Origin of the sequence: Euzebya rosea, assembly GCF_003073135.1 — a bacterium.
Taxonomy (GTDB): Bacteria; Actinomycetota; Nitriliruptoria; order Euzebyales; family Euzebyaceae; genus Euzebya; species Euzebya rosea.
Genome location: NZ_PGDQ01000009.1, coordinates 14092 through 36775 on the forward strand (window position 1 = coordinate 14092; position 22684 = coordinate 36775).

Annotated in this window: 18 protein-coding genes, 2 tRNA genes and 1 other RNA gene; 13 read left to right on the forward strand and 8 right to left on the reverse strand. The window is 71.4% G+C overall.

The features are described from left to right. Window positions 1-3 precede the first annotated feature (3 nt). Window positions 4-1647, reverse strand: a complete 1644-nt coding sequence (locus CUC05_RS13290; RefSeq protein ID WP_170128006.1) for an AfsR/SARP family transcriptional regulator — start codon at window positions 1645-1647, stop codon at window positions 4-6. Between the two features lie 168 nt (window positions 1648-1815). Between CUC05_RS13290 and CUC05_RS13295 the strand changes: the two genes are divergently transcribed. Then, window positions 1816-3045 carry an NHL repeat-containing protein gene (locus CUC05_RS13295; protein ID WP_170128007.1) on the forward strand — a complete coding sequence of 410 codons (1230 nt, stop codon included), beginning with the start codon at window positions 1816-1818 and terminating at the stop codon, window positions 3043-3045. Window positions 3046-3093: 48 nt separating this feature from the next. Here CUC05_RS13295 and CUC05_RS13300 read toward each other — a convergent pair whose 3' ends face one another. Further along, window positions 3094-3780, reverse strand: coding sequence for a DNA alkylation repair protein (locus tag CUC05_RS13300; protein WP_205712321.1), 687 nt, complete (start codon window positions 3778-3780; stop codon window positions 3094-3096). Window positions 3781-3853: 73 nt separating this feature from the next. On the opposite strand from CUC05_RS13300, the gene CUC05_RS24730 reads away from it, so the two are divergent. Continuing rightward, window positions 3854-4327 carry a SixA phosphatase family protein gene (locus CUC05_RS24730; protein WP_170128008.1) on the forward strand — a complete coding sequence of 158 codons (474 nt, stop codon included), beginning with the start codon at window positions 3854-3856 and terminating at the stop codon, window positions 4325-4327. 21 nt (window positions 4328-4348) lie between these two features. Here CUC05_RS24730 and CUC05_RS13310 read toward each other — a convergent pair whose 3' ends face one another. Beyond that, the gene (locus tag CUC05_RS13310) at window positions 4349-5239 is read right to left on the reverse strand and encodes a carbohydrate kinase family protein (protein ID WP_108666610.1); all 891 of its coding nucleotides are present in this window, start codon (window positions 5237-5239) and stop codon (window positions 4349-4351) included. Then, complete coding sequence (locus tag CUC05_RS13315) at window positions 5236-6168, reverse strand: pseudouridine-5'-phosphate glycosidase (protein ID WP_108666611.1); 933 nt, start codon at window positions 6166-6168, stop codon at window positions 5236-5238. Before CUC05_RS13315 ends, CUC05_RS13310 begins: the two co-directional genes overlap by 4 nt. Window positions 6169-6400: 232 nt before the next feature. On the opposite strand from CUC05_RS13315, the gene CUC05_RS13320 reads away from it, so the two are divergent. Further along, window positions 6401-7834 (forward strand): SLC5/6 family protein, encoded by a 1434-nt coding sequence (locus CUC05_RS13320; protein ID WP_205712322.1) that lies wholly within the window; start codon window positions 6401-6403, stop codon window positions 7832-7834. A gap of 286 nt (window positions 7835-8120) precedes the next feature. On the opposite strand, the gene CUC05_RS13325 is transcribed toward CUC05_RS13320, so the two are convergent. Next, complete coding sequence (locus CUC05_RS13325) at window positions 8121-8609, reverse strand: hypothetical protein (RefSeq protein ID WP_157965532.1); 489 nt, start codon at window positions 8607-8609, stop codon at window positions 8121-8123. Between the two features lie 134 nt (window positions 8610-8743). On the opposite strand from CUC05_RS13325, the gene CUC05_RS13330 reads away from it, so the two are divergent. The 5 genes from CUC05_RS13330 to CUC05_RS13350 all read left to right on the forward strand — a co-directional run bounded on the left by CUC05_RS13330 (window position 8744) and on the right by CUC05_RS13350 (window position 13132). Next, window positions 8744-9166, forward strand: a complete 423-nt coding sequence (locus CUC05_RS13330) for an Hsp20/alpha crystallin family protein (protein ID WP_108666614.1) — start codon at window positions 8744-8746, stop codon at window positions 9164-9166. A 73-nt stretch (window positions 9167-9239) separates the two neighbouring features. Then, the gene (tadA, locus tag CUC05_RS13335; protein ID WP_108666615.1) at window positions 9240-9701 is read left to right on the forward strand and encodes a tRNA adenosine(34) deaminase TadA; all 462 of its coding nucleotides are present in this window, start codon (window positions 9240-9242) and stop codon (window positions 9699-9701) included. A 76-nt stretch (window positions 9702-9777) separates the two neighbouring features. After that, a tRNA-Ser gene (locus CUC05_RS13340) sits at window positions 9778-9866 on the forward strand. A gap of 201 nt (window positions 9867-10067) precedes the next feature. Further along, on the forward strand, window positions 10068-11627 hold the full coding sequence (locus tag CUC05_RS13345; protein WP_240606261.1) for a cell wall-binding repeat-containing protein: 1560 nt from the start codon (window positions 10068-10070) through the stop codon (window positions 11625-11627). A gap of 170 nt (window positions 11628-11797) precedes the next feature. Next, on the forward strand, window positions 11798-13132 hold the full coding sequence (locus tag CUC05_RS13350; RefSeq protein ID WP_157965533.1) for an EAL domain-containing protein: 1335 nt from the start codon (window positions 11798-11800) through the stop codon (window positions 13130-13132). 75 nt (window positions 13133-13207) lie between these two features. Here the strand turns inward: CUC05_RS13350 and CUC05_RS13355 are convergent, their stop codons facing one another. Next, complete coding sequence (locus CUC05_RS13355) at window positions 13208-15877, reverse strand: putative bifunctional diguanylate cyclase/phosphodiesterase (protein WP_108666618.1); 2670 nt, start codon at window positions 15875-15877, stop codon at window positions 13208-13210. 223 nt (window positions 15878-16100) lie between these two features. On the opposite strand from CUC05_RS13355, the gene CUC05_RS13360 reads away from it, so the two are divergent. Both CUC05_RS13360 and CUC05_RS13365 read left to right on the forward strand, forming a co-directional pair. Further along, window positions 16101-16304 (forward strand): cold-shock protein, encoded by a 204-nt coding sequence (locus CUC05_RS13360; RefSeq protein ID WP_108666619.1) that lies wholly within the window; start codon window positions 16101-16103, stop codon window positions 16302-16304. Window positions 16305-16461: 157 nt separating this feature from the next. Further along, window positions 16462-16920, forward strand: coding sequence for a hypothetical protein (locus tag CUC05_RS13365; RefSeq protein WP_108666620.1), 459 nt, complete (start codon window positions 16462-16464; stop codon window positions 16918-16920). A 6-nt stretch (window positions 16921-16926) separates the two neighbouring features. On the opposite strand, the gene CUC05_RS13370 is transcribed toward CUC05_RS13365, so the two are convergent. Both CUC05_RS13370 and CUC05_RS13375 read right to left on the reverse strand, forming a co-directional pair. Further along, window positions 16927-19521, reverse strand: coding sequence for a two-component system response regulator (locus CUC05_RS13370; RefSeq protein WP_170128010.1), 2595 nt, complete (start codon window positions 19519-19521; stop codon window positions 16927-16929). Between the two features lie 93 nt (window positions 19522-19614). Further along, window positions 19615-19703 (reverse strand) — tRNA-Ser (locus CUC05_RS13375). 67 nt (window positions 19704-19770) lie between these two features. On the opposite strand from CUC05_RS13375, the gene CUC05_RS13380 reads away from it, so the two are divergent. The 3 genes from CUC05_RS13380 to dnaX all read left to right on the forward strand — a co-directional run bounded on the left by CUC05_RS13380 (window position 19771) and on the right by dnaX (window position 22665). Continuing rightward, entirely contained in the window at window positions 19771-20490 is a 720-nt protein-coding gene (locus CUC05_RS13380) for a S16 family serine protease (RefSeq protein ID WP_108666622.1), read from the forward strand. A gap of 54 nt (window positions 20491-20544) precedes the next feature. After that, window positions 20545-20644: signal recognition particle sRNA small type (gene ffs, locus CUC05_RS13385), an RNA gene on the forward strand. Between the two features lie 149 nt (window positions 20645-20793). Next, window positions 20794-22665, forward strand: coding sequence for a DNA polymerase III subunit gamma/tau (gene dnaX / locus CUC05_RS13390; RefSeq protein ID WP_157965534.1), 1872 nt, complete (start codon window positions 20794-20796; stop codon window positions 22663-22665). Window positions 22666-22684 lie beyond the last annotated feature (19 nt).

Consider the following 22684-nt stretch of genomic DNA (forward strand, 5'->3'; position numbering starts at 1 on the left):
GAACTAGGCGCTCGCGGCGGCGGGCACGGCGGGTTCCGCCACGCGCAGCAGGTCGACCTCCATGCGCAGCCCCTCCGGCAGGCGGTCGACGATCACGCGACGGAACAGCGGATGGCAGAACACCGGTCGGGCGGTGCCGTCCATGCGCACGATCCCCGGTGCCACCTCGTCCAGCGCCAGGCGGTCGATGAAGGGGACCCCCGTCGCACCCGCGGTGGCCAGGGACTCCAGCATGGCGAGCACGTGCCGGGGGACGCCGGCGACACGGCTGAGCAGGGCGTCGGCGATCGGCGGGGGCACACGTTCGGCGGTGACGAGGCGGTCGAGCATCCGCAGGTCCACGCCGGTCCGACGGGCGGCCTCCGCCAGCAGCAGCAGCAGACCGGGGCTGCCGCCGGTCAGCTGGTCGAGGACCCTCGCCGCGTCCCGATCGACCGCCAGGAGCCTGCCGATGTCGTCCGTCCCGAGGCCCGAGAGCCCGACCTCGACCACGTCGTCGCGGCCGGGCACGGCACCGCCCCGTCGGCGGCTGGTCGCCAGGACCCTCGTGTCGGAGTCCCGCAGCGCCCGGGCGAACACCTCGCGGCTGAGGGGACCCAGCCGGTCCACGTCGTCGAGGACCAGCAGCCCGGTGTCCTCCAGCGTGCTGCGCACCCGGTCCACCAGCCGGGACAGCAGCTCGTGCGCCTCGATCCGATCGGTCAGCCGTACGGGCTCGCCGGTCACGTCCTCGACGGCGGCCAGCGGGGTCCGACGGCTTCGGCCGCAGTCCACGACGGTCGCGGCCAGCGGCCAGCGGTCGGCGACCGCCGCGGCCAGCCGAGTCTTCCCCGACCAGCCGACCCCGTGCAGCAGCACGGTGCGGCCGGAGGTCAGGTGCCGCTGGATGCGCTGCTGCTCGTCGAGGCGCCCGACCAGCGGCACGGTGGCGTCGATCGTCGGGGTCGTCGTCGCCTGGAAGATGCGCTGCTCGACCCGGCGCAGGTCCGGGCCGGGTTCGATCCCCCAGTGATGGCGCAGCTCACGGCGGGCACGGCGATAGGTGGCGCTGGCCTCCAGCCGACGGCCGGCGCGCAGGTGGAGGTCGATCTCCCGGACCCAGGCCGACTCGTCGGACGGGTCGGCGACCCGCAGGTCGTGGGCCAGCGCCAGCGCCTCGGTGACGGCTCCGCCGGCCTCCAGCGCCACGATGCGTGCCACGGTGCACCGTCGGAGGAGGGTGTTCAGGCGTTCGGCTGCACGCCGGGTCTCGTGCAGGGGTGGCAGGTCGGCGAACCACTCGGGGACGCCGGGCAGGTCGACGACATCGGCGGGCAGGCCGCCCTCGAGCGCCGTGGCGAGGCGGACCAACCGGTCCTCGTCGGTCTCCACGACGGTGACCAGGCGGTACCGGTCGAACGCCAGGTCGATGTCGGCCGACAGCTTCGACCGCAGCCTGGACACGGTGTTCTGGAGGGACTGGCGAGCGGTCCGCGGTGGATCGTCCCCCCAGCGCAACGCCTCCAGCGTCCGGACCGACACCCCCGCCGCGGGATCGAGCAGCAACGCCGCCAGTACCTGCCGTTCGGCCGTCGACAGCGGCACCGTCCTGCCGCTGATCCGTACCGTCGTTGCGCCCTCGACGCTCGCCCTGATTCGCTGGCCCATGACTGTTCCTGACCCCTCGATCCTCGATGCTCCGAGGATCCACCCAAGGGTTGCTCGTGCGGTACGCGCTTGCGCGTACTTCACGGATTCACTAGTCCGTGACCACTGCAGGCCCACCCCGCACATACGCTGCGGACCAACGGTTCCCGCGAGGACGAGGAGCACGAGATGGCGCGGAAGGTGGCCTGTCCGACCTGCAACGGTCGGCTGCCGGCAGGTGCGCCGGGGGAGCGGGTCACCTGCGACTTCTGCGGCAACCACGTGCGCCTCCAGGGGGACTCCGACCATCCGATGTCGTCCCCGGCGTCGATGGTCCCGCCCGATCGCCGTCCTCCCTCGCCGGAGGACTGGGCTCCCGCAGCATCCTCGACGGGGACGCGGGCAGCGTCCTCGTCCGGTCGCGGGGTCAGCCTCGCCGTGGTGGTCGTGGCCGTGCTCCTGCTCGTCGGCGCGGTCGTCGCTGCCCTCGTCGTGGTGGCGCCGGTGACCGTGCTGGAGGGCAGCAGCGGCCCGTTCGGCGAGGGCGAGCAGGCCCGTGGCGAGCTCCAGGGTGGTGGCGACGCCGGACGACCCGTGCTGGTGCAACCCGCACCGCCGGGGATCGTGCTGGAGGACCCGGACACCGAGCTGGCCCCCTTCGTGGACATCCGCGAGATCGGCGTCGACGAGCTCGGGCACGTCTACGTGGGGGAGTTCGCCAGCGGTCGGATCGTGCGCCTCGACACAGCGGGGCAGTACCTGGGCCAGTGGGTCGTGGAGGACAGCGCAGCCCCGCTGACGGCGATGGTGGTGGCCCCGGACGGCACGGTCCACGCGCAGCGCGGCATCGACGTCTTCGCCTACGACGGCCCGACCGGCGCCCTTCGGGGTCCGGTGGAGCTGGCCGGGGGCGGACCGGTGCAGATCCTGCAGGCCGTGGCGACGCGCAACGACGGTGGGGCGGTGCTGCTCGAACGGGTGGGCACGACCACCGACCTGGTGTGGGTCGACGGCGACGGCAACGAGGTGTCGCGTGTGGACTCCGGCCTGCGGCCGACCGACCGCGTGGACCGGATGGCCACCGACGCCGCAGGTGTCGTCCTCGCGGTGGGCACCAGCGTCGGCGACGGCGTGCGCAGCGGCCTGTGGGTGTTCGAGGCGGACGGCACCCGCCGGGCGTTCCTCTCCGGTGAGGGGCTCGGCGCCGGCACCTGGGACCTCGCCCTCGGAATGGCCGTGGATCGCGAGTCACGGCTGGCGGTGTCGACCCTCACCGGGGTGCAGCTCTACGACGCCGACCTGCGGTACGTCGGGACGTTCTCGCCCGGCGGGATCGCACGGGGGTTGGCGTTCGAGGGGAACCGGCTGTGGGGGATCGTCGACGACACCGTCCGGGTGTGGGACGACGTCTTCCCCTGAGTCCCCGGTGGCAGACCTGGGTCGTGCGCGGCCGGTGGCCCGCGCGGGTCAGCTGCTGGGCTGCAGGTGCTTCATGGCCTCGCGGATCACCAGCGGGGCGAAGGCCTGCTCGTTGGCGGCGACGAACCGCTTGACCGCGGTGGGGTCGGTGCGGCCGTACTGCCGCAGGGACCACCCGATCGCCTTGCGGATGAAGAAGTCGGTGTCGGCGGACCGCTGGAGGGCGTAGGTGAACAACCGCTCGACGTCGGTGTCCTCCTTGGCTGCCAGCTGGTGCAGCAGGGCCGTGCGGACGACCCACACGTTGTCGGCCTTCACCCAGGTGTCCATGGTCTCGACGGTGCCCTGGGCACGGACGAACGGGCCGATGACCCCGGCGGCCAACCCGTCGACGGTGTCCCACCAGGCCTTGGTGACCACCAGCTCGCGACCCAGGTCCAGGAAGGACGCGTCGAGCCGACGGTAGTGCTTGCGCATGTAGTCGACGGCGAAGTACTGGAACTCGCGCTCGTTGCGGCCCCAGCAGTCCTTGACCACCTTGATCAGGTAGTGGTGCTCGGGACGTCCGGGCCCCCGGCCGGCGACATCGCGGTCCAGCGCACGGCGCTGGACGGCCTTGATCCCGAAGAAGGGGAACTGGTCGCGCATGTAGGCCGACATCTCCGACGCCTGCTTGTCGTCGGCGTTGGCCTTGTATGCGTCCGACAGGGCGGTTACGAGTTCGGCAGGGTTCATGGCGTCAGCGGACGGTACCGCACCTGACGTCCGTTCGCCGATCGAGGGCCTGCGGGGGTTAGGCTGCTCGGCCATGAGCGATCGTCGTCGGCTGCTGGTCATGCGTCATGCGCATGCCGAACCGGGACACCTCGGACGAGCCGACCACGAACGGTCGCTCAGCCCGTTCGGCGCCTCGACGGCCGAGGCACGGGCCGGGCTCGTGGCCGAGCTGGCACCGACCGACGTGCTGTGCTCCTCCGCGCTGCGCACGGTCCAGACCCTGCAGGCCCTCCAGCTTGCCGACGGGGTGCGGGTCGCCGTCGAGGACGGCATCTACGAAGCCAGCGCGCAGACGCTCATCAACCGGCTCGCCACCGTCCCTCCCGACGCCCGCACGGTCCTGGTCGTCGGGCACCTGCCGGCCGTCGGCCACCTGGTGGAAGGGCTGATGGGCGAGCCGTTCGTCCACGCCTTCCAGCCGGCGGCGATCGCCGTGCTGGACATCGACTGCGCCTGGGCCGAGATCGTCGCGGACTGCGCGCGCCTGTCGGCGTTCCACGACTGAGTGCACTGGCGAGGGCCGGCGTCAGCCACGCCCCGGGCCGGGACGACCGACCGCACGTCCGGCCGCCACGATGGCCTCGTCGAGCTGGGCCTCCAGGGGATGACCAGCCACCCTGGCGGTCAGGAGGCCAGCCACCAACGCGTCGCCGGCACCCACGGGGTCGATGGCGCCGGTCACCGCCACGGCGCTGCGTCGGCGCACCGTGTGCCCGTCGGACCACACCACGCCGGCCGCTCCCCGGCTGACCAGCACCTCACCCGTGCGTGCCCCCAGGCGCGTCGCCGCCTGCTCGACGTCGTCGCACCCGGCCAGGATGCGGGCCTCCTCGGCGTTGGGGGTCAGCAGGATGCGCGGCGGCAGCATGGTCAGGAACGCCTCGGCACCCAGCTCGCGCAGCGGGGCAGCCGACGCCGGATCGACGCTGACGGGGACCCCCACCTCCCGGGCCCGGTGCATGGCGTGCAGGCCGGCCGGGCGGGTCCGGGGTGACAGCAGGGCGTAGCCGCTGACGTGCACGTGGGCGGCGTCGTCGAGCCAGCCCGGCTGCAGGTCGCCCGGGCCGAGGTGGGCGCTGGCCCCGCGGTCGGTCAACATGTCGCGGTCATCCGCACCGACCAGCGCGACGACCGTGCCGGTGGGGTGGTCGGGATCGCGAACGACGTGGGCCTCGACGCCGTGGCGGTCGAGGGCGTCGATGAGGAAGGTCGCGGCCACGTCGTCGCCGACCCGGGCGACCAGCCGTGCACGACCACCGATGTCGGCGATCGCACGGGCGACGTTGGCGGCCGCCCCACCGCTGCGCCAGCGGATCGTCGACGCCGTGTCGCTGCCGGGCTGGACGTCCTCCAGGGGACGGACGACCACGTCGACCAGCGCGTCGCCGACCACGACGACGGTGGCCGGTCGGGTCATGCCGGGCGACTCGTCGCGCGGGCCACGGCGATGTCGGCGGCGAGGGCGGCGTTGCGTTCGACCACGCGGATGTTGACCCGCAGGCTCTCTCCGCCCGTCGCGGTGTGGAAGTGGTCCAGCAGGAACGGGGTGACCTGCTTGCCGCGGATCCGACGGGACTGCAGCAGGGCCAGGCCCGAGTGCAGCACCCGGTCGTGCATCGTCGGATCGAGCTGTTCGTCCTTGGGTATGGGGTTGGCCACGACGACGGCGCGGTCGTCCAGGCCCAAGCCCGCCATGCGGTCCATGACCGCCACCACGTCCTCGGCGGTGTCGACCCGCCAGTCCAGCGGTTCCCTGGAGGAGTGCAGGTAGAACCCGGGGAAGGCGTCGGTGCCGAAGCCGAGCACGGGCACCCCGAGGGACTCGAGCCGTTCGAGGGTCGCAGCGACGTCGAGGACGGACTTGACTCCCGCGCAGACGACCGCCATCGGGGTGCCGGCCAGCGCGGAGAGGTCTGCGGACTCGTCCCACGAGTCGCGGGCCTCGCGGTGCACCCCACCGAGGCCACCCGTGGCGAAGACGCTGATGCCGGCCAAGGCCGCCAGGTGGGCCGTCGAGGCGACCGTCGTCGCGCCCGTCCTGCCGAGCGCCGAGGCGACGCCGAGGTCTCGGATGGAGAGCTTCGCGACCTCGTCGTCGGTGGCGATGCGCTCCAGCGCCGCCGGATCCAGGCCGATCCGCGGCTGGCCGTCGACCACGGCGATGGTGGCCGGGACCGCGCCGGCCTTCCGCACGATCGCCTCGAGCTCCCTCGCAACGGACAGGTTCTGCCCTCGCGGCAGGCCGTGGGCGATGAGCGTGGACTCCAGGGCCACCACGCCGACGCCGTCGGCCAGCGCCTGCTGGACCTCGTCGCTGACGAGGACCGGTTGGGGCACGGCGGTCATGTGCAGGCTTCTCCTTGGAGGGGGGTCGAGCGTCGCCACACTAGAGCCGGACCGGCCGGGATGCCGGGTGGTCCGCACGACGGCGCCGAGTCGATCGATCGCGTCGGCCGGCACTACACTCGGCGGCACGCCGGGGGAGCCAACGGCTGAGAGTGCACCGTCCGACCGGGACGCGAAGCAGACCCCACGAACCTGATCCGGTTAGCACCGGCGAAGGGAGCGCGAACCAATGGTGGCAACTGCATTCGGCGTCGGGATCGTCGTCGTGACCCTGATCGCCTTCGTCGTCCTCGGGCTGCGGGCCGGTCGAGACACCGACCTCGACGAGTGGACGACCGCACGCAACAGCCAGACCGGCCCGACGCTGGGGTTGTCGTTCCTGGCCGCAGGCATGGGGGCCTGGATCCTCTTCGCCCCGCCCGAGGTGGGTGCGGGGGTGGGCCTGGTCGGCCTGATCGGCTACGCCGTGGGCGGGGCGCTGCCGGTGATCCTGTTCGCGGCGCTCGGGCGTCGCATCCGGGCGGCCGTGCCGCTGGGGCAGTCGCTGGGGCAGTTCGCCCGTTTGCGGTACGGCCGCCCCTTCGCCGTGTGGGTCTTCGTCGTGTCGGTGGCCTACATGTTCCTCTTCGTCACCGCTGAGCTGACGGCGGTCGCGGGGGTCACCGGCATCGTCGCCGGCGTCGACGCCCGGTTCACCGTCGTGGCGGTTGCCCTGGCCACGCTGGCCTACACCTCCGTGGGTGGGTTGCGGGCGTCCCTGGTCACCGACCGCTGGCAGGCAGGCCTGATCGTGGCGCTGCTCGGGGTCGGGTTCGTCGCGGCCCTGTCGACGCTGTCCTCGCCCGGGGAGGCCATCACCGGCAGCGGACTGCTCGGCGTCGACCGGATCGGCATCGAGGTCGCCCTGACCCTGACCATCGCGGTCACCGCAGCCAACATGTTCCACCAGGGCTACTGGCAGCGGGTGTGGGCGGCGAGGGACGAAGCGGCGCTGCGTCGTGGCGCGTGGCTCGGTGCTGGGCTGACCGTGCCCGTCATCGTGCTGGTCGGGCTGTTCGGCATCGTCGCCGCAGGCTCGGGGCAGGGCCTCGACGTGTCGCCGGTGCCGTTCTTCGCGATGACCACCGGTCTGCCGGCCGTCATCGGCGGGCTGGTCGTGGTGCTCGGGGTGGCGCTCGTCGCGTCGTCGGTGGACACCCTCGAGACGGGACTGTTCTCGCTCGTGGGTGCCGAGGTGCCGGGCATGACGCTGCGCGGCGCACGCCTGGTCACGGTCGCCGTGATGGTCCCCGCGGTCGTCGTGGCGTTCCAGGGCTTCAGCGTGCTGCGGCTGTTCCTCATCGCCGACCTGCTGTGCGCGGGGGTCGTCGTCCCGCTGCTGGCCGGCCTGTGGTCCCGCGCCACCTCCGCAGGAGCCATCAGCGGTGCGGTCGCCGGCCTCGTCGGTGCCGTCCTCGGCGGCACGCTGACCACGGGGTCGCTGGCCGAGGGGTTCGAGCTGGCCACCATCCCCGGTGCCTCGCCGACCCTCCCCCCGTTCGCCGGGGCCCTCATCTGCTCCGCGGTCGTCACGGTGCTCGTGTCGTTGGCCGGTCGCCGCGAGGTCGTGCTGGACGACATCTCCGAGGGCCTGGTCGCCGTCGACCGCGAGGCCGTCGGCGCCTGAGCTGCCCCATGGGACCGGGCTCGTCCGGAGCCCGGCCCGATCCGTCCCGTCGGGTCGCTCGCCCCGATTGGCAGTCGCCGACGATTGTGGCGAGGGGTGCACCGGTGCCCCCGTTCCTACGATCGTGGCCGGTCGCCATTCACGGGCGATTGGCACGAGACGACGATTGTGGCGAGGGGTGCACCGGTGCCCCCGTTCCTACGATCGTCGCTGGACGCCATTCCTCGAGCGGGGTCGGACCCCGCCCCGGGCTGACGCCTGATCGGCGACGGCCCGGTGCGACTGCTCAGGTCGGGAGGTTGCCCTTCGGGCCCTTGGCGCGGGCGCGTTCGACGGCGGCGAACGCCTCGCGCAGCTCCGCGAGCCATTCCTTCTCGTTGGCGCCGACCAGCCGGACGCACCAGGCCAGTGCGTCGGAGCGAGACCTGGCGATCCCCGCGTCGATGAGGGTGTCCAGCACCCGGCGTTCGGGCAGGCGGAGCCGCGTCATGGCAGGGGTGGACACGGTCGTGAACAGCGCCGTCGTCGGTCCGCAGCGGGCGCCCCACGACACCGTTCGCTCGAACCGCCCCTCGGCCCGGCGGGCGATCTGCATGCGGCGTTCCCGCGTCTCCTCGCGGAAGCGGGCGATGCACTGCTCGTCGGGTTCGTCGGCGACCGGGCGCAGCGTGCCGATGACCAGGATCTCCTCCCGATCACAGGTCACCTCGACCGCGTCGAACCACCCCGCAGGGATGTCCTGCTGGAGCTGCTCGGCGATCACGTCTCGGTCCACGGGGCGCCACCGTAGCCCGACAACCACCCAGAAATGGGGTTGCACATCCGATCGGTGCGAGTACATTTATCTGCGTCCATAGGACTCAAGTTTCCTACCAGCAAGAGTCCCGCTCTCTCGAGGAGGTATGCACCATGTCCATCGTTCGTTGGGACCCGTGGGGTGAGCTGGCCGCCATGCAGCGCGACGTCAGCCGGACCCTCGCCGGGACCGCCGGCAGCTCCAGCTGGCTGCCGCCTGCCGACATCTTCCGCACCGACGACGCGTTCGTGATCCGCATGGACGTGCCCGGCATGCGTGAGCCCGACCTGCAGATCGCCGTGGAGGACGGCCAGCTGACCGTCTCGCTCGAGCGGCACGCCGACGAGAAGGTCCAGGACGACCAGTGGATCCGCCGCGAGCGGTCGGTGGGTCGGTTCGAGCGGAGCTTCTCCCTGCCGGAGGGCGTCGAGCACGAGCAGATCACTGCCAACCTCGACGCGGGCGTGCTCGAGCTGCGGGTGCCCAAGCCGCGCGAGAAGCAGCCGCACCGCATCCCGATCACCGCGACCGCCTGATCGGACCCGTTGTCGTACAGCCCCTCCCACCGGGAGGGGCTGTCGGCTGTCGGGGCCGGTTACGGTGATCGACATGGACCACGACGCCCTGATGGCCCTCGCGATCGAGCAGGCCGAGATCGCCCGGACCCACGACGACGTCCCCGTCGGGGCGGTGGTCGCGCGCGACGGCGAGGTCATCGGTGTCGGCCGCAACCAGCGCGAGCTCGACGGCGACCCGACCGCCCACGCGGAGATCCTGGCGCTCCGCGACGCCTCCCGGGCCGTCGGGCTGTGGCGCCTCGACGGGTGCGAGCTCGTCGTGACCCTCGAGCCGTGCGCCATGTGCGCCGGCGCGATCGTGCTGGCCCGCATCGATCGCGTCGTCTACGGCGCCACCGACCCCAAGGCCGGGGCCGTCAGATCGCTGATGGAGATCGCCGACGACCCGAGGCTGAACCATCGGGCCGAGGTCGTCACCGATGTCAGGGCCGAGCAGTGCGGACGGTTGCTCAAGGACTTCTTCGCCGAACGCCGCCGGCCCCGCACCGGCTGACCGCGGCGGTGTGCGCGGTCTCGGGGGCAGCGGGTATCATCTCCGATCCCCGTGCCTCGCGGCCGGGGGACAACCTGGTGGAGTCGCATAGTCCGGCCGAGTGCGCGCGCCTCGAAAGCGCGTAGGGGTTCACGCTCCTCGAGGGTTCGAATCCCTCCTCCACCACTCCCATCCCTCCACGACACGCCACGCCGGCCTTCTGTCGTGCGCCGTTCGGCCTCCCCACCTCCGCTGTCGTCCTGCGGATCCACGCGGCGGACTACCATGTGCGCGATGTCACGCGGTATCCACGAAGGGATGAGGCCAATGCTGGGGGAAACGGGAAGTCGGCGTGCGCCATGGGCGCCTGCCATCACGGTGATCGCGATGGTGTGCAGCCTGCTCGCCGCCCCGGCGTCGGCGCAGGACGCGCACGACCCAACCGAACCCGACCGGCCGGCGTCCAGCTTCGCGGCCTATCCCGGCCCGTCGGTGAGCCTGTCCGGTATCACCTTCGGTGCCGTCCCGGTCGACCGGGTGTCGGGCACCACGCGGTACGGCACCGCCGTCGAGGCCAGCCAGCGTGGGTGGCCCGAGGGTGCACGCCACGTCATCGTCGCGCCCGGTGAGACCTGGAACGAGGCGCTGCCCGCCGCGTCCCTCGCCGGTGTCCTGCGTGCCCCGATGCTGCTCGCCGGCCCGGGTGGCCTGGACGCCGCCACCATCGCCGAGCTCGAACGCCTCGCGCCGGAAACCATCACCGTCGTGGGCACGCTGCCCGACAGCGTCGCCGTCGCCGCCGAAGGCGTCGCCGACGAGGTGACCACCATCGTCGCGCAGGACGTGCATGCGACCTCCGCTGCGCTCGCCCGTGCGGCTGACGAGGCCGGCGCCGTCGACACGCTGATCGTCGCCTCGGCCCTGTCCTTCGCCGACTCCCTGTCGGCCAGCGCCCTGGCGACGGGGCTGAGGATGCCGCTGGTCCTGGTGGGGACCGAGGGCTTCGACGGCTGGGTGCGTGACCAGCGCGACGCACTCGACGCCGACGACGTGATCGTCGTCGGCGGCCAGGCGGTCGTGCCCGACGCCGTCGTGTCCCAGGTCGACAACGTCACCCGCCTGGCCGGCTCCAACCGGTACGGCACGGCCCTCGCGGTCGCCAACCACCTGCGGGCCTCCGGCATGGACGGCCCTCCGGTCGTCGCCAGCGGGACCACGTTCGCCGACGGGCTGACCGGTGGTGTGCTCGCCGGCATCTCCAACCGTGCCCCGCTGCTGCTGACCGACCCGATGACGATCCCCGACGAGGTCGCCCAGTGGATGGCCGCTGACGGGACCGAGTGGGTCCGCGTCATGGGTGGCGAGGCCGCGGTGTCCACCGTCGTGCAGTGCCAGCTCGGCCAGGGCAACACCCGCGCGTTCCTGTGCGTGGAGGAGGAGCTCAACCGGCAGGGGTACCACACCGGCCCGATCGACGGTCAGGTCGACAGCCAGACGGTCTGGACCACCTACGCGATGCAGAGCGTCAACGGGATGGCCAACACCGGCAACTTCGGTGAGGCCGAGTTCCGGGCGATGCTGACCCGCACGTGGCTGGAACCCCGTCGCCCCGACCTCGAGCCCGACCACATGGAGATCGACATCGGCCGCCAGCTGGTCCTCGTCGTCCGTGACGGCCGCGTCCAGCACGTCGTCCACACCTCCACCGGCAAGTCCTCCACGCCCACGGTGATCGGGACCTGGCGCGTCTACGAGATGCGCAACTACCGCCAGACCCACAACCACATGTACCGGCCGGTCTTCTTCCACCGCGGCTACGCCTTCCACGGGTATCCCTCGGTGCCGACGTACCCCGCCAGCCACGGCTGCGCCCGCGTCTACGACGGCGACATGGACTTCCTCTGGGACTTCCTCTACATCGGTGAGCAGGTCACGACCTACCACTAGGTCGACCCCCGGCCGCCGGGTCGCCTCGACCGGCGCCACCAGCCCCCTGAACCCCTCGACGAAACGCGTCGAGGGGTTCAGTTCGTCCGGGGCCTGCCGATTGCGAGGGTGACGGGTTCTCCGGTCCGCAGAGACGACGAAGGAGGTTGGCGGCAGTGACCCTCCCCTCGATGTCCGGCCCCCGGCCCTCGCCCTCGCGCGCCCAGCGGGCGGCACAGCTCGCCGGCCAGCCCTACAACCGGGCACGGCACTTCGACCGCATCCTCGAGCAGCGGCAGGTCCGATCGATCTACCAGCCGATCGTCGACCTCTCGACAGGCGAGACCATCGCGTTCGAAGCCCTCGCACGCGGTCCGGCCGGCACGCCGATGGAGCGCCCCGACCTGCTCTTCGGGACGGCCCGGGACCTCGGCCTGGTCCAGGAGCTCGACTGGATCTGCCGCGCCACGGCCATGGAGACCGCCATGGATGCGGGCTTCGGCACGGCGCTCACGTTGTTCATCAACGTCGAGCCCGACGTGGCCGCCACGAGGGCTCCCGAGGACCTCTACTTCACCTTCAAGCGTGCCCAGCAGGACCTGCGGATCGTCCTGGAGGTCACCGAACGTGCCCTGCTCGAGCGTCCCGCCGAGCTGCTGCACTGGCTGAGCTACGCGCGCGAGCGCTGGTGGGGCGTGGCCCTCGACGACGTCGGCGCGACCGCCGAGAGCCTTGCGTTGCTGCCGTTCGTGCGGCCCGACGTCGTCAAGCTGAACGCACACCTCGTCCGCAACGTGCACGACGACGAGGACAAACGCGTGCTCGAGGCCGTCCACGAGTACGCCCAGCGGACCGGGGCGCTCGTCCTTTCCGAAGGCATCGAGGAACCCGAGGACGCCGAGCGGGCCACCCGGGAGCTCGGCGCGCAGCTGGGCCAGGGATGGCTGTTCGGACGGCCGGGCGACCTGCCCGCGAAGATGCCCCGCCCCCGCCGAGTCGTGCCGCTGCTGACCCCGCCGCCGACCACGACCGTGGAGTCCCCGTGGAGCATCGTCTCGGCCGTCGCGGACGAACAGACCCTCCCGGAAGCAGCCGTGCGTCGGCGCTTCGCCCAGGTCGAGCAGGCAGCGATGTTCTCCAGGGAGGCGCCGGTCGTGCTGGCCAGCTTCCCCCCGGGCCAGGGGCCGTGGGGCACGCCGGAGGAGCGGTTGTCACGGCTGCGTGCCCAGGCCTGCTTCTGCGGCGCCGTCGGGCTGGAGCTGTCCTCCTCGACCGAACGAGGCTGGCGGACCAGCGCGCTGCCACACGGCGAGGAGATGAACAACGAATGGGTGCTGCTGAGCATCGCACCCCACCAGGCAGCGGTCGTGGTGGCCTTCGACGCCGACGAGGTGGACGAGAGCGGCCATCGGCTGCTGGAGGTCTGCTGGTCCCAGGAGCGCGAGGTGGTCTCGGCCGTGGCGGAGTTCCTGATGCGTCGGCTGTCCGCCCCGGTGGTGGACCTCGACGGACGACTCGTCATCTGAGGTTGTCCTCCGACGCTGCGTCCGACGCGGTCGTCTGACCTCCTCGCGACCCTCGTTGAAGACGATACGGGGCCGTCAGGCCGTCCGGACGATCGTCGTCTCGAGCATGGCGAGCGCGTCGTCGAGCGGGACCGCCCGACCGAAGAGGTACCCCTGGGCCCGGGTGCAGCCGACCTGCTCGAGGACCTGTCGCTGCGCCTCGGTCGAGACCCCCTCTGCGACGACCTGGAGGTCCAGCGCAGCCGCCATGCCGAGGACTGCCCGGACGACCCCGGAGTCGGCGTCGGGACCGTCGAGATCCTCCACGAACCCGCGGTCGATCTTGACGGTGGTGAACGGGAAGCGCTTGAGGTTGGTGAGGGCCGAGTAGCCCGTCCCGAAGTCGTCCATCGCAAGCCGCACGCCCTGGCGGCGGAGCTGGTTCATGGTCTCCTGCGCCGCGGAGGACTGCTCGACGAGAACGCTCTCGGTCAGCTCGATCATCAGGCGATCGGCCGGGACGCCAGAGGTGGTCAAGGCCTCGTGCACCACCGCGCCGAAGCCGTGGCGACGAAGCTGGAGGCCCGAGACGTTGATCGAGACGAACAGGTTGTGGTCGTGGGCCTGCTGGAGCAGGTGGGCCAGGTCGGCGCATGCACGATGCACGACCCACTCGCCGAGGGGGTAGATGAGTCCCGACTCCTCGGCGAGCGTGATGACCTCCAGCGGTGTCGGACGCCGCGTCAGGGTCTGGTGGGTGGGGCCACCCAGCGCGTCTCCCGACCATCGGAGGAGCGCCTCGAACCCCAGGGTCCTGCCGTCCACGAGGTCGACGATCGGCTGGTAGTGCAGCTCCAGGAGGTCGTCTTCCAGCGCTCGCCGAAGGGCGCTCTCCAACGACAACCGGATCGCCGTGGACGCCGCCCACGACCCGTCGTAGACCACGAAGCCGTTGCGGCCCTGCTCCTTGGCCCGGTACATCGCGGTGTCGGCCTCGCGGAGCAGTGAGACCGGCGTGTCCTCGGCGGTGGTGTGCAGGGCCACACCGATGCTGGCGTGCGCCGACACCTCGTGGGCGCCGAGCGTGACGGTGGCGTCGAGCGCATCGCAGATCTCGCCGGCCAGCGACACCGCCTCGGTGCTGCCGCTGATCTCCTCGCAGAGGATCACGAACTCGTCGCCGCCGAGCCGGGCAACGGTTCCCCGGTCGCCGACCGTGCGGCGCAGGCGTTCGGCCACCGCGACCAGCAGCGTGTCGCCGGCGTGGTGGCCGAGGCTGTCGTTGATGACCTTGAAGTGGTCGAGGTCCATGAAGAGCACTGCGGCGTGCCCCGGGGGCTGCTGGGTCGTGACGACCTCGAGTCGCTCGATGAGCTGCTGCCGGTTGGGCAGGCCGGTCAGCTGGTCGTGGGTGGCCTGGTGCACCAGCGCGTCCCTGACGTGCTGCTGGTCGGTGACGTCGCGGTAGTTCACGACCACGGCCGCCACTGCGTCGTTGTCCAGCTGGTTGACCAGGGAGTACTCCACCCAGCGGACGGCACCGCCCGGCGGCGCCAGTCGGGCCGTGCCCCTGATGCGGGCGTCGCCGTCGGCCACGCACCGCTGGAACTCCTCGACGAAACGACCGAGGTCGCGCTGGTCGAGCTCCTCGAACAGGCTACGGTCCTGCATCAGGTCGATGCCGCGACCGGTCACCATGCCGGTGTTGCTGCTGCCCCAGCGCACCACGCCGTCGCGGTCGGCCAGCAGCGTGCCGTCGAAGGCATGCTCGACCAGCGAGCGGTATCGGGCTTCCTTCCGGGTGATCTCGCTCTTGGCCGCCTCCCGTGCCTGGAGCGTCAGGCCGATGCGGGCGACGAGGAGCACCACGACCAACGCGCTGGCTGCCATGCCCGGGACGTCCACCTCGGGGGCGGGCAGCACGCCAAGCGCCGCCAGGAACAAGCCGGTGGACAGCACCGACACGCCGACGCCGACCGCGACGACCGGTGGCCATATCCGAACGTCCCGTTCTCGCGACGTGACGGCGCGCATCGAGGGATGCCACGCCGCGCCGACGATCGCCGCGAACGCGATGCCCATGGTGATCCGAGTGATCGGCGCGGACTGCCAGGCGTGGTCGAACTCCACGCCGCGGTAGATGGCGGCGCTCGACCCACCGGCGATCGCCGCAACCGCGAACAGCCACAGGCTGGCGGACGTCACGTCAGGGGCCAAGGCCTTGGCGACGAGCAGGCCGAACACGAGGACCGCCAGGGTCCAGAAGGCCGTGGAGGCGAGGGCGCTGAAGGTGAGGAACCCGTTGCGCTCGATCTGGGGGACGATCACGGTGTACCAGCCCACGTAGGCGACGCCCACGGTGATGATGGAGGCGTCGATCATGGCCTCGCGGTCCAGGTAGGTCCTGCCCGACGCAACCACGCGCCGTGCCCCCCGGATCATCAGGGGCCAGCCGAGCATGCCGACGGCCGTACCCGCCGGTTTGCCCCAGTGGCCGGGCCCGACGAGGAGGAGGTCGAGGGCGACGACCACCTCGCCGAGGCAGTAGATGGTGAAGCCGGCCGCGAGGTGGTGCCATCCGGCGGATCGTGCCGGGCTGTTGCGCTGCACACCGCTCCACACCCCGAGTGGGCCGACGACGGCAACCACGAGGATCCACGGAAGGTGCCACGACGCGGGAAGCCGGCCATGGAGGACGGCCGCGGACAGCAGGACGAGGACGCCCAGCGGGAGCCTCGATGCTGCTGTCGTCGTGATTCGTTGCACCTGGTCCAGTCATCGGCACTCCCGGGGGGTTCGTGAGCAGACCCCCGGCCCCGAAAGGCCCACGGTCGGTCACGTGGGGTGCAGTCCTGGGCATCGGTCCACACGGACAACGGCGGACGAGTGCGAATGCGCGTAGTCTCCTCCGGGAGTCGGACGCGATGCCGTCCGGCTCGTTACACAATCGGTTGGCCGGAAGTGCCAACCACTGACAGAAGCGATTAATGTGACAACTGGTACCGTCAAGTTCTTCAACGCCGAAAAGGGTTTCGGCTTCATCGCCCCGGACGGAGGCGGCGAAGACCTCTTCGTGCACTTCTCCAACATCCAGGTTTCCGGCTTCAAGACCCTCGACGAGGGTCAGAAGGTCGAGTTCGAGATCGGCCAGGGCCGCAAGGGTGACGAGGCGCAGCAGGTCAAGCCGGTCTAGCCCCACACCCGTGTCGCCGCCCGTCTCGGGCAGCAACGCACATCGAGGTCGACCTCCGGGTCGGCCTCGACTCGTTTTCGGCAGTCGTGTCGTCCTGGGCAGTCGTGCGCACGACTCGTCCCCTGCAACCGGGGCGCTGGCGTAGGCTCCCGGACTCATGAGCGACGAACTCGACCTGGAGCTGGCCGGCCGCATCGACGAGCTCCACCGGAGCATCAGGGCGCACGACGCCGCCGTGGCGGATGTTCGCAGCGCCGCGGATCAGTCGTCCGCGGCCCTCGCCCAGCGCATCCGCGGTGCAGTCATCGACGCCTGGGAACCGGTCGTCAACACGATGACCAGCCGGGGGTACTCCGCCCAGATGGAGCTGACGGAGTCACCGGGGGCGCTGCTGCGCCTCCGGGTGGCCATGGCCGCTCCGACCTCGACGCTCCTGGTCAGCCACGACCGGCTGGCCCAGCAGATCGTCCTGACCGACGACCTGCGGCTGCCGGGCAGCAACAGCGAACGGACCACCAGGAGCGTCGAGGTGCTCGACTTCAACGCCGGATGGCTGGCCGCCCGAACCCGGGAGACCGCCCTGCGGCTGGTCGAGGAGTGGAGCGCCGCTCGTTGATCCGCGTCAGGCGAGGACGATCGTCCGGGCCTGCTCCAGCGGGACGGGCCGGCTGTGCACGTACCCCTGGCTCGCATCGCAGCCGATGCGACGGGCCCGGTCCAGGCTCTCGAGGTCCTCGACCCCCTCGATGACGCTGTGCAGTCCCAGGGTGTCGCAGACCCTGACGATCGCGTCGACGATGGACCACTGGGCCTCGTCGGCGTTGGCGATGAAGGACCGGTCGATCTTCAGCTCGGTGAAGGGCGAGTCGGTGAGGTGGGCCAGCGAGGTGTACCCGGCGCCGAAGTCGTCGATGGCCAGGCGGACGCCCATCTCCCGGAGTCGGCGGAGGGCTGCCATGGCCGACCCGTGCTCGAGGAGGACAGAGGATTCCGTGACCTCGATGCACAGCCGCTCCGGCGCGACACCGCTGGCGGCCAGCTGCTCCTCGACGAACCAGACGAAGTCCGGTGCGGCGATCTCGGAGACCGAATGGTTGACGGAGACGGTCAGATGGCTGGCCGACCAGTCGTGCAACGCCTGTGCGAGCACCCACCGTCCCATCGGGACGATCAGCCCGGTCTCCTCCGCGATGGAGAGGAAGTCATCGGGGGTGAGCAGCCCGCGCGTCGGATGCTGCCACCGGACCAGGGTCTCGACACCGCATGCACGTCCCGTGTCGGTGGCCAGGACGGGCTGGTAGACGACGCGCAGGCCGTGCTCGGCTGACTCGCCGTTCATCGGTGCCGCCAGGATGGCGTCACGAAGGTCCGTGCTGAGGGTGAGATGGCGAAGGGCGTCCTCTCGCAGCGCGTCGGTGTGGACCTCGGCCAGGGCTCGTCCGCGACCCTTCGCCCTGTACATGGCCGTGTCGGCATCCCGCAGGAGCGCATCGGGCGATGTGGTCCTCGTGGCGTCGGCGAAGGCCACCCCGATGCTCACGCCGACGGACACGACGTGGTCCTCGATCCGGACCGGCCGCTCGACCGCGTCGTTGATGCGCGACAGGATCCTGGTGAGGTCGGCCCTGTCGTTCAGGCCCGTGCAGAGGATCACGAACTCGTCGCCCCCCTGGCGGGCAACGGTGTCGTTGGGCCGGACCACCTGCTGCAGGCGATCGGCGATCGTCTGCAGGAGCGTGTCACCTGCGGCGTGCCCGAAGGAATCGTTGACGTGCTTGAACCGGTCGAGGTCGAGGAACAGCACCGCGGTGGTGGTGCCTTCACGGGCGGCCGTGGCCAGCTCCTGGGTCAACCGGTCCTGGAGGAGTGCACGGTTGGGCAGGCCCGTCAGCGTGTCGTGGAGGGCCATGTCCGACAAGCGGCGTTGTGCGGCGCGGCGCTCCGTCACGTCCTCGATCTGGTTGACGAAGTACTGCGGCTGACCGTCGGGGCCACGGAGCACCGAGCTGTGGACCTGGCCCCACCACGTCGACCCGTCTCGGCGGATGTACCGCTTCTCCATCGAGCCGTTGGTCGACTCCGTCAGCGTGGTTGCCATGAAGGCGCGGGTCGTGGCGACGTCGTCGGGATGGGTCAGGTCGAGCATGTCGACGCCTGCCAGCAGGTCGGGGGTGAGGCCCATGCAGTCGGAGAACGACTGGTTGGCCTGCAGGACACGGCCGTCCAGGGACGCCACGACCATCCCGATCGGCGCGTTGTCGAAGGCCAGGCGGAAGCGTTCGCGGGTCTCCTCGAGCTCCTCGGCTCGGACCTTCTCCGCGAGCCAACCGGCGATCAGGCCTGCCGCGCGTTCGAGGTAGTCGACGTCGTGGCGCGAGAACCGGCGTGGAGCGACCTCACCCGAGACGAAGTTGACCGTCCCGAAACGTTCGCCGTCGACCCGGAGCGGGACGCCGATGTAGGCCTCCAGTCCATGGGTCCGATAGCAGAGATGATCGGCATGGGGGGACGCGCCCATGTGCTCCACGGCCATGGGCGACTCCGTCTCCCAGGCGATGGAGCAGTAGGTCGACTCCAGCGGGAAGCTCGTGCCAGCAGCGAGATCGGGAGAGGGTGCGTTGGCGTACCGGATGGTGTTCGTCCCGGCCTCGGCGTCGATGTGGCACACGAGCCCGACGTCCATGCCGAGCTCGACCGTCATCTCGGCGAGGGTGGTGGTGATCCGGCTGTCCACGGCCGACGGACGGCCGGCCAGCTCCAGCAGCCGTGCCAAGCGGGCGTTGTGGCGGTTGGATGCCTCCGACAGCTCGCGGTCCATGGCCGTGGTCACCCCGTGCCACAGCAGCGAGGCGTCGAGGTGGTCCTTGGGCAGGCTGACCTGTGCCCCGGACTGGATCGCGATTCGCTGGAGCGCCCCGGACTCCATCCCGCTGAGCAGCAGGATCGGCATGCCGGGTGCCGCAGCGCGGATGGCGTGCACAGCCGTCGGGCCCGTCCCGTCCGGGAGGTGGACGTCCAGCAGGACGCAGTCGACCACGGTGCCGGAGATGACCTCGAGCGCGTCGGCGATGCTCGTGGCCCTGTGGATCTCGACGGCGGTGCCCTCCTGCAGGAGCGCTGCGGTCAGCTCCGCCGTCGGCAGGTCGTCCTCGACGATGAGCAGGCTGACCGCGGCCGATTCGATCCGGGGGCCCGCCGTCCTGGTCAGGGTAGTCATACCCGGTGGATCGGCCCCGTCGGCCCCGAGATGAGGTGGAACCGGAGCAGATGCATCGACGACCGCTCGGCGGGGAGGGTCGATGGTGGTGAGCGGAGTCGGGGGGATTCGAACCCCCGAGGGCATTGCTACCCAACTGCCATTCCAAGACAGCGCCATAGGCCGGACTAGGCGACGACTCCATTGGCGGGCAGAGCCCGCGGACGAGGCAGTATAGCGGCTGTGGAGCGAAGTGACGCATCGGGGCGCGTGGCCGGCCGGCCGACCCGGGTCCTGGGACTCGTCGGGGTGCTGCTCATCGCCCTCGTCGCGGTGGCCCTGTCGATGGCGCCGCTGCCGGCGTACACGGTCGTGCCGGGCGAGTCCATCGCGTTGTCCACGTCCATGACGGTGGACGGCACGGCAGCGACCGACGTGCTGAACGGGGACTTCCTGGTCACGACGATCGCCCTCGGGGACGCCGACGTCGCGGACCTCGTGCGCTCCTGGGCGGACCCGGACCTGCGGGTCGTCCCGCGCACGGCCTTCGTGGAGACCGGCGTGGACGAGGACGCCTTCGTCGCCGAGCAACAAGCACGGTTCGCGGCGTCGATGGCCACCGCAGGTGACGTCGCCGGCGAGCTGGCCGGTGGCGATCCCGTCGTCGTCGCGGTGGCCGGCGATCGAGTGGGCGGCCCCTCGGCCGGGTTGACGGCAGCCCTGGCCGCCTACGACGTGCTCGACGCCGATGACCTCGCCGCTGGCCGGTCGATCGCGGCGACGGGGGAGATCCGCCCCGATGGCACGGTCGTGGGAGTCGGATCGGTCGCCGACAAGGTCCGCGGGGCCGCGGCGGCTGGTGCCGCGATGTTCCTGGTCCCCTCGGGGCAGGTCGAGGCCGCACGGGACGCGGTTCCGGTGGGTGTCGCCATGGAGGTGGTGGGGGTGGACACGGTGGCGGAGGCCGTTGCGGTGCTGTCGGCTCGGTGAGCCTGCCCGGTGGTCGCTATAGTGGTCGACCCCGCCGTGGATGGCACGGACGGGTCCGAGGTCCCATGCGACGTCGCACCGTGAACCTGGTCAGGGCCGGAAGGCAGCAGCCATAAGCGGTCTGTGGCGGGTGCCATGGCCAAGCCGCGGACTCGTCCGTGACACTCACGGCGGTGCTGCGTTCGGCGTCGGATCGCCCGTCCACAGCCGACCGGGTCGGCCGGGGTGCGCGGTGTCACACCCACGAGTCAGACTCTGGAGTCCATCAGCCCACCCGTCCTCGATCCGGAGGAAGGCCACCCCGTGGCGCACGTCTCGCTCTACCGCAAGTACCGACCGGCCACCTTCGCCGAGGTGGTCGGCCAGGACCACGTCACGACCACGCTGGCCCGTGCCGTCGACTCGGGTTCGTGGCACCACGCCTACCTGTTCACCGGCCCGCGGGGGACCGGCAAGACCTCCAGCGCACGCATCTTCGCGATGGCCCTGAACGCCACCGAGGGTCCGACCTCCAGCCCCGATCAGGACGACCCGATCGTCCGCTCGATCCGCAACGGCACCGCCCCGGACGTCATCGAGATCGACGCGGCCAGCAACAACAAGGTCGAGGACGTCCGTGACCTCGTCGACCGGGTGGCCTTCACCCCCGCCATCGCGCGGCAGAAGGTCTACATCGTCGACGAGTGCCACATGCTCACCACGCAGGCATGGAACGCGTTCCTCAAGACCATCGAGGAACCGCCCGGGCACGTCGTCTTCGTGTTCGCCACGACCGAACCCCACAAGGTGCTGCCGACGGTGCTGTCGCGCACCCAGCGGTTCGACTTCCGGCGCGTGCCCGCGAAGGTGCTGGCCGACCACTGCCGCCGCCTTGGGGACCTCGAGGGCTTCACGTTCGCCGACGACGCCCTGGCCGCGATCGTCCGGGCCGGCGACGGCAGCGTCCGTGACACGCTCTCGGTGCTCGACCAGGTCGTGGCCTTCACCGGCAAGGACATCACCGCCGAGGGCGTCGCCGATGTGCTCGGCTCGGTTCCGGCCACGCTCCTGGACGCGCTCGCCGGCCACCTCGCCGACAGCGACGTCGCCGGGGTCCTGCGCGTCGTGGACCGTGTGGCCGACGGCGGCACCGACCTGCGGCAGTTCGCCACCGACGCCGTCGAGCACCTGCGGTCGCTCGTCCTGCTGCGCGCCGCCCCCGACGCCGGGCTGATCGAGGCGACGCCCGACCGGGTGGCGGAGCTGAAGGCCCAGGCCGACCGCACGGGGGTGGCCGACCTGCTGCGTGCCGTCGAGCTGCTCAACGACGCCCAGCCCAGGATGCGTCGGGGCAACACCCGCCTCCCGCTGGAGATCGCCCTCGCGAAGGCCGCGTTGCCCGAAGCGGGCAGCGACGTGCAGTCCCTTGCTGCCCGGCTGGAGCGACTCGAGGCCTCGGTGGCCAACGGCGCCGGGCCGGCGGCGACCCCGGCCATGGCCGTCCCGCCGGCGGCCTCGGCCCCGGCAGCCGCGCCAGCGACGCCCGTGGCCCAGCCTGCTCCGGTTCCAGCCGAGCCGGACGCCCCCACCGCGCCGGCACGAGCAGAACACACCGCCGAGCCGGCCGAGCCCTCGCCCGCCCAACCCGAACCGGCCGCGCCCACACGCCCGCCCGAACGCGCAGCGGAGCCCACCACCGACGCAGCCGCCGCGGCGGACCCGCAGCCGCAGGCCGCCGCGGCCGACCGGGCGCGGGCCGGCGGCGCCGAGGACCTGCAGGCCATCGTCAACGCCTGGCCGGCGATCATGGACATGCTCGGGGGCACCAGCCGCCGGCTGGCCGCGATCTTCGGCGAGGGCACCCCGATCGCCATCGCCGAGGGTGCGCTGATCCTGCGGTTCGCGTTCGACTTCCACGCCCAGCAGGCCGGGGACGGCGACAGCGCCCGGACCGTTGCCGACATCGTCGAACGAGTCGTGGGCACGCGGTACCGGATACGCGCGACCGTCGGGGCCGTGGAGGAGGATCCACCGTCCCCTCACGTGAAGGTTGATGACGAGGCGTCGGCAGTCATCAACCACGAGGCAGCGGAAGCTGCCGGCGAGGTCACCGACGAGGCAGCCGCACACGACGCGGCCATCCGAACCCTGACCGCGGTCCTCGGGGCCGAGGTCACGAGCGACACCCAGGGGTAGGCCAGTAGGCTCACCCACG